The sequence below is a fragment of the Bartonella sp. AP57NXGY genome, assembly GCF_042195805.1.
Lineage (GTDB): Bacteria > Pseudomonadota > Alphaproteobacteria > Rhizobiales > Rhizobiaceae > Bartonella.
In genome coordinates, this window is record NZ_JBHIOZ010000022.1 from 12,109 (window position 1) to 19,633 (window position 7,525).

Annotated in this window: 6 protein-coding genes and 1 pseudogene; 4 read left to right on the top strand and 3 right to left on the bottom strand. The window is 41.0% G+C overall.

Features of this window, described 5'->3' with window-relative positions; translation table 11 throughout:
* Positions 1 to 77 (bottom strand): annotated as a pseudogene (locus tag ACFIL8_RS04170) (DUF2312 domain-containing protein); the annotation flags it as partial.
* A 263-nt stretch (positions 78 to 340) separates the two neighbouring features.
* Here ACFIL8_RS04170 and ACFIL8_RS04175 point away from each other — a divergent pair.
* Together ACFIL8_RS04175 and pyk are read left to right on the top strand one after the other, a co-directional pair.
* Positions 341 to 829, top strand: coding sequence for a DUF1036 domain-containing protein (locus tag ACFIL8_RS04175; protein ID WP_273790491.1), 489 nt, complete (start codon positions 341 to 343; stop codon positions 827 to 829).
* Positions 826 to 2,262, top strand: a complete 1,437-nt coding sequence (pyk, locus tag ACFIL8_RS04180; RefSeq protein WP_375668280.1) for a pyruvate kinase — start codon at positions 826 to 828, stop codon at positions 2,260 to 2,262. The genes ACFIL8_RS04175 and pyk overlap by 4 nt, the downstream gene beginning before the upstream one ends.
* 1,479 nt (positions 2,263 to 3,741) lie before the next feature.
* Here pyk and ACFIL8_RS04185 read toward each other — a convergent pair.
* Together ACFIL8_RS04185 and ACFIL8_RS04190 are read right to left on the bottom strand one after the other, a co-directional pair.
* Positions 3,742 to 4,131 (bottom strand): cell division protein ZapA, encoded by a 390-nt coding sequence (locus tag ACFIL8_RS04185; protein WP_375613188.1) that lies wholly within the window; start codon positions 4,129 to 4,131, stop codon positions 3,742 to 3,744.
* Between the two features lie 12 nt (positions 4,132 to 4,143).
* Entirely contained in the window at positions 4,144 to 4,419 is a 276-nt protein-coding gene (locus tag ACFIL8_RS04190) for a DUF4164 domain-containing protein (protein ID WP_005774573.1), read from the bottom strand.
* A 334-nt stretch (positions 4,420 to 4,753) separates the two neighbouring features.
* Here ACFIL8_RS04190 and tkt point away from each other — a divergent pair, with 334 nt between their 5' ends.
* Complete coding sequence (tkt, locus tag ACFIL8_RS04195) at positions 4,754 to 6,760, top strand: transketolase (RefSeq protein ID WP_375638265.1); 2,007 nt, start codon at positions 4,754 to 4,756, stop codon at positions 6,758 to 6,760.
* A 202-nt stretch (positions 6,761 to 6,962) separates the two neighbouring features.
* On the top strand, positions 6,963 to 7,525 hold a 563-nt coding region (locus ACFIL8_RS04200), incomplete at its 3' end, for a type I glyceraldehyde-3-phosphate dehydrogenase (protein ID WP_375688978.1).

Below are 7,525 nucleotides of genomic sequence, written 5' to 3' on the forward strand. Positions count from 1 at the left end.
CGTTCAATACGTTCGATAAAAGAGCGTAATTGGTTTACGGATATAGCGTGTGTTTGATCGGTTACTGTATCGTTCATTGTATTTTTCTCCAGGTTATATATTTTAAGTTGTTTTTCGACGACGAATTTATGTTAAAAAAGCTTGAAAATAAAAAGTAAATCAAGCTACACAGCTTTTTTACAAATTGACTTTAAATATTTTGTAAAATTTTTAAGATATATGCATTGATAAAAGGGCTATAAAAAGAAAAATATAAAAATATACGTTTTAGATTTGAAAAGCTTTAAAAAAAAGAAATGTGTAATTTGTTTTGAGAATTTGGCATTATAGAGGAAGTTTTGTGATTTTAAAAAAGCGATATTGGGTGTTTCAGAAAGGATTAAAAGTTTTTCTCTTGAGCATTTTGCTCTTGTTTCCCCTTGTTGTTTTTGCAAAAGCTGACTTTAGAGTTTGTAATACAACCCAACAGTCTGTAGGGGTTGCTCTTGGATATCGTACATTTTCAGGGTGGGTGAGCGAAGGCTGGTGGACGGTACCAGTGACGGAATGTAAAACTTTAATTGAGGGGCCCCTTGCTTCACGGTTTTATTATTTTTATGCGGAAGGGGCACAAAAAAAAGGGAACTGGGCAGGCTCTGTGACCATGTGTGTGCAAGATAGCCAATTTACTATTCAAGGGGTTCATGATTGTTTCCCTCGAGGATATCAAAAGGCTGAATTTAAAGAGATCGATACCGGAAATCAAACCAGTTGGATGGTACAGTTGACGGATGAGTCTTTGTTAAACAATTCAGTTATACCTTCTCTTTCAGGAAATTCTCCACCGTGAAACGTGCACGTAAAGTAAAAATTATTGCGACTCTTGGTCCTTCTTCTTTTTCTCGTTTGATGATTGAGAAGCTTTTTAGGGCAGGAGCAGACGTTTTTCGTCTTAATATGAGCCATACTGATCGTGATATGCTGGGTGATTTGGTCGAGTCTATACGAGAAGTTGAAAAAACAGTTCGACGCCCCATTGGTATTTTGGTGGATCTTCAGGGGCCAAAACTGCGTGTGGGGCGTTTTGCTAAGGGGCAAGAAGATTTGCGTGTTGGGCAAAGCTTTACATTAGATAATCGCGATGTTCTTGGCGATGCGCAGCGTGTTTTTTTCCCTCATGAGGATGTATTTGCGGCTGTTAAACCAGGGGACCGGTTGTTGATTGATGATGGAAGGGTGGAACTGCGCGCGCAAGTATGTGATGGTTATTCTGTCCAGTGCCGCGTGGTTGCTGGTACCCGTATTTCTGATCGAAAGGGTGTCAGTTTTCCCGATACAATTTTGCCTTTTGATTCGATGACGTCAAAAGATAAGGAGGATCTTCAGGCTCTTTTACAGCAGCCTGTTGATTGGGTTGCTCTTTCTTTTATTCAACGTCCAGAAGATATTATGGCGGTGCGTCAGTTGACGAAAAGTAAGGTGTCTTTGATGGCTAAAATCGAAAAGCCTCAAGCCTTGGAGCATATAGAGAAGATTATTGAAATTTCCGATGGTATTATGATTGCACGGGGTGATCTCGGTGTGGAAATGCCTCTGGAAAAGGTCCCTGCACTTCAGATGGAGTTGATAAAAGCTTGTCGTTTAGCTGGAAAACCGGTTGTGGTGGCAACACAAATGCTCGAATCAATGATCACATCTCCTGTTCCCACACGCGCAGAAGTCTCAGATGTTGCTACAGCAGTTTATGCAGGAACAGATGCGGTGATGTTGTCTGCTGAATCTGCTTCTGGTCGTTATCCTGAAGAAGCTGTGCTTATGATGGACCGAATCGCGCGACAAATCGAACAGGATCACACTTATGCCGCTCAGGTTGGAGCACAACATCCAGCACCAGAATCAACAGGAACGGATGCGATTTCTCTTGCTGCGCGTCAGATTGCTGAAACACTTGCTCTATCCGCTATCGTTGCCTATACGGCTTCAGGAACAACGGGGGTGCGCGCCTCTCGTGAACGCCCTAATAGACCGATTATTGCTTTATCGCCCATTGTGGAAACAGCAAGGCGTTTGGCTCTCGTTTGGGGGCTTCATTGTGTGGTCACGCAAGATGCTCGCAATTTAGAAGATATGGTTGATCGAGCAGCAGCCATTGCATTTCAGGAAGGCTTTTGCCAAGGAGGGGATCGTTTCCTTGTAACAGCCGGTGTTCCTCTTGGAACGCCCGGTGCGACAAATCTCTTGCGTATTGCTTCTGTCTCTCAAGATGGAACGAAAGGGATTTGAGCCGTTTACGCATGGTGTTTTTTCATGCGCCTTTGAACAGGCTTTAAAAACAACGGGTGTGCGCTTCTTGTGAATGCCTCCATAGACCCATTATTCTTTTATCTCCTATCGTAAGATAGCAAGGTGTTGCATTAGGTCGTCCAGTTTGGGGATGGAAGCAGATGCGGTGATGTTGTCTGTTGATTTTGTTTTAGTTCTGAGGAAACTGCTTTTACGGTAGGCATTTAATGGGAGCCCCCCTTTTATTTCATTGAGACAGATTGGGGATTGCTTTATTGATGTTTATACGAGCGAGATGTTTATTGATAATGAGAGTTCATTCTTTCGCTTTTTGGATAAGAGCCTTGAAATTTTTCCCATTTTAAACTTTTGCAAACAGAATTGAATAAAATTAAAATTATGTGCCTAAAAAATCGTACTGGTATGTTATGAGAAAAAGTGATGGGTGAATGTGTTTTTAAAATATGCTTTGTCGAAGCATTTGCAACATATTGATTTATAATGATAATTTATCGTTATTAAACTTGAATTAGAACCCCGAATTCCGTAAGATTTTCTTAAATTTATTTATGTTTTGTTAATCATAACTCTTTGTTTGTACATCACAAGCGGGTGGGTTTTATGGGAAAAAGCTGTACAAGAAAGGCGTCCCTCTTATGAATCGTTTTACGAGCCAAGGGGGCTATCGCAATATTGAGGTCTGACTATAATGATGATGCCGACTTGCTCTTTCTTTTATTAAGCTTGGAGATTTTGAGGGGTGGGGAGAGAAATATGGATTATTTGTTATAAGGATAAAAATAGCGGTAGAGGATGTTTTCAAGAGCTATTATTGTTGTTTATGATGTTTGAGGTTGTATGAGATTAACATACTCTTCGGGTTTGACTTTTTTCCTGCTCTAAAGGATGAAAATACTTAATTCACGCTGGTTTATAAATGATACGGTTCTTTTCGGTGGGTTTCATCGGATGGACATCTCAGGTGCAAAGACTCCATGGTGCTTATAGTATCAAATAGCGGTGTTTTACGGTATAATAGATAAGGTTATTTTTTAATATATATTGAATCTGCTTGATATTATCTAAGGGGCAAGGATTTTGGACATGCATTCATAGGGAACATGAATATAGCTCTTTTTTTCGAAGGGTGCTTTATTTGTTTGTTGCTGTTGTCATTTATATGATTTTTTTACAATGATGTTGATTTTGTTATCTTATTGCGCGGTTAAAAGACATTTCATTTGAAATGTGGTGATATAAGGCAGTCTCCTTGATGTAGGAAGCGTTTGTGCGGAGGTGAAATATTCAGGGTAGGGCTTTCTTGTTGAGGTTTAAGTTAATCCCATAAGTCGTGAGTAGCTGGAATCCTTCCTATAAAAAACCAGACTGTTTACACACTGGTGTGGGTTTAAGAATTTTTATCCTGTGAGATGTGGCGGACAAGTCAAATCTCTGGTTTATTATGCGCTGATGTACTTTTTAGAAATCTTCCTGTTCCTGTTCTTGTTCTTGAAGGTTTGTGCGGTTTTGATCATCTTTGAGCAATTGGTTTGTGAGATTTTCAATGCGTTGTGTGGTGTCACGCATAATTTTCCCCATGGTGCGGTCTCTTTCGTTGTGGAGTCGTAAAAGAGTATTGTAGTCTTCTTGTAATTTTTTATTTTCTCGTTTTATTTCTTCCATTTCATCAATAATCATTATGCCAGCCATAACCGATAAACGATGGTCGCCAATTTCACCAAAATTGTTCTTTAAATGTGTGATATATTGATCCAATTGAGCAGCAAGCGCAATAAGACGACGTTCTTGTCCTTTGTCACAAGCCATGCGATAAACTTTACCATCAATGGTAACGGAAACAGTTTCCATACATTCAAACCTTTATCTATCAATGACAACACGAATTGTTTCCATTGCTTTAATAAGACGTTTGGAAACTTCTTTGTTTACGGACTCTAAGCGTTCAATTTGGGCTTCAGCTTTGTCAAGCGCTTGGGCAAGATGGCTGCGGTCAGCATTCATTCGTTGGATTTCTTCTTCCCATTCGTTATTTTTATCAATAACGGCATTGCGGTTTATTATGGTGATCTCTAAAGTTCTAAGTGCCTTTTCTAGGTGCTCTAAAGCATCTTGTAGAACTGTAGTCTCTTGGTTCATTGCTTTTATCCTTTGGGTAATTGTATCCTTTATCAATGTGTTATGCAAAAACGAATCACTTTCACTCTTGTGTTGTGTGCATTTTATTTTTAAGTATGTAGGATATTTTAGCAAGCAAAGCAGGGGATAGATATAAATTAAAAGCTGGATTTTTTGCGCGTATTGGCATAAATGACATGGATATACAGAACGCGTGAGGGGAATGTTATTAATATTATTGAAGTGGTGGCAAAAAGTCTCACGCTAATGGTTAGAAAATAGTATTTCTTGAGAATTTTAAGAGAATACGGAAAAAGCAACAGAATAACGTATTTAACGAAATGGTCGAGTATTCATGACAAACACCCACCAACAGAATCAGATGGCCAATGCTATCCGTTTTCTTGCTATTGATGCGATTGAAAAAGCAAATTCTGGTCATCCGGGCTTGCCAATGGGAGCAGCCGATATTGCTACGGTTCTTTATACAAGATTCCTTGCTCATGACCCCAAAAAACCTCGCTGGCCTAACCGTGATCGTTTTGTGTTATCAGCAGGACATGGGTCTATGTTGCTTTATGCTCTCTTGTATCTTTCTGGTTATGAAGATATTGGCATTGAAGATCTCAAAAATTTTCGCCAATTAGGAGCAAAGCTTGCTGGGCATCCAGAATATGGGCATGTGGCAGGAATCGAAACAACGACTGGTCCTCTTGGACAAGGGTTGGCTAATGCTGTGGGGATGGCTCTTGGAGAGCGTTTGCAAAATGCTCGTTTTGGTGATCTTATCAACCATTACACTTATGCGTTGGTGGGCGATGGATGCCTTATGGAAGGGATATCTCAAGAAGCACTTTCCCTTGCTGGTCATTTGAAACTCAATAAGCTTATTGTGTTGTGGGACGATAATAATATTTCTATCGATGGAGAGATTTCCCTTGCTGACAGTACAGATCAGATTGCGCGTTTTAAGGCATCTGGTTGGGAGACACATAAAGTCAATGGGCATGATCAAGCAGCAATTGCGCGGGCTATTGAGGCGGCACAAAATTCCGATAAACCAACTTTGATCGCTTGTAAAACAACAATTGGCTTTGGAGCACCCAATAAAGCGGGTACCAATAAAGTTCACGGAGCCCCTTTGGGCGCACGAGAAATCACTGAAACCCGTATCGCGTTAGGGTGGGATGCTGAGCCTTTCGTTATTCCAGCCGATATTCTCGATAATTGGCGCTTGGCTAGTCTCAATGCTGCTAAAAAACGCCAAAAATGGGAAGAAAAATTTGCTGATCTTCCTGTCTCAGAGCGTGTGGAGTTTGAAAGATTGATGCGGGGCGATCTCGTGGGCGGATTTGATGGCGCTATTGATACTTATAAACAGAAATTGGTTGAAGAGCGCCCCGTTGTTGCTACGCGTAAAGCTTCGGAAATGGCTCTTGAAGTGATCAATGAAGTCGTTGTTGAGACTATTGGTGGTTCGGCTGATTTAACCGGATCTAATAATACAAAAAGTAGCCAGATGAAAAGTATCTCTGCTGAAGATTTTTCAGGGCGCTATCTGCATTATGGAATTCGCGAACATGCAATGGGAGCTGTGATGAATGGTCTTGCCCTTTATGGCGGCTTTATTCCTTATGGGGGAACCTTTTTATGCTTTTCTGATTATATGCGTCCTGCTATGCGTTTGTCTTCTCTCATGGGGTTGCGGGTGATTTATGTCATGACTCATGATTCTATTGGTCTTGGTGAGGATGGTCCGACCCATCAACCCGTAGAGCATTTGGCTTGCCTGCGTGCAATGCCTAATCATTTTGTGTTCCGTCCTGCCGATGCTATGGAGACAGTCGAGTGTTGGCAATTGGCTTTGAAAGCATGCGGGACGCCTTCTACCTTGGCTTTAAGTCGACAAAATCTACCGCTTTTGCGTCAAGAGTATGAAGAAGAAAATCTCTGTATGCTTGGTGCTTATGAATTTCTAACAGCTAGCGATGATGCACAAGTGACGCTGTTTGCTTCTGGTTCAGAATTGCAAATTGCAGTGGAAGCACATGCGGTGTTAGAAGAAAAAGGCATCCCAACGCGTGTGGTTTCTGTGCCTTGTTTTGAACTTTTTTCTCAACAATCTCTCTCCTATCAGCGTGCTCTCATTGGAGATGCACCGATTAAAGTTGCCATTGAAGCTGCTGTCGCCCAAGGATGGGACCGTTTTATTGGCTGTGATGGTGTGTTTATTGGTATGGAGGGCTTTGGGGCAAGTGGAACAATTGATGCCCTTTATGCGCATTTTGGTATTACTTGGGAAAATGTTGTTGCCACCGTTGAAAAAGGGCTGGAAAAGATCAAAGAGGAAAAGACAAAGTGACAGCTTGTGTTGTCATGAATGGGGTGATTGTAGGGCATCATATTCTGTGCAGTATTGTGGATGATCTTGTGCATTATTGTGGATAAGTGAGTGAGTGATCAAGATATTGACATTGTGGGAATTAATGATTTTGGATTGGTGAAATACCCATTTATTGTGTTTTAAATGTTGTGCTTAAAAAATTGATGAGGAAACATGTGAAATGACAGTTCGTGTTGCAATTAATGGGTTTGGTCGTATTGGTCGCAATATTTTACGTGCACTTGTGGAAAGTGGACGACAAGATGTTGAAGTGGTTGCAATTAATGATTTGGGATCGGTGGAAACAAATGCCCATTTATTACGCTATGATTCAGTTCATGGGCGTTTTCCTGGGATCGTTAAGGTGGTAGGGGATGCTATTGATGTGGGAGGTGGTTTAATCAAGGTATGCGCAGAGCGTGATCCTGCTCAATTGCCTTGGAAAGATTTGGATATCGATATTGCTTTGGAATGTACGGGTATTTTTACTGCGCGTGATAAAGCAAGTGCTCATTTAGATGCGGGGGCAAAGCGTGTTCTTATTTCTGCGCCTTCTGAAGGAGCAGATCTTACGGTTGTCTATGGGGTTAATCATCAATCTTTAAGCAGCGAGCATCGCGTTGTTTCAAATGCTTCTTGTACAACCAATTGTTTGGCGCCTGTTGCACAAGTTTTACACAACACGGTGGGCATTGAAAAGGGCTTTATGACAACAATCCATTCTTATACGGGTGATCAACCTGT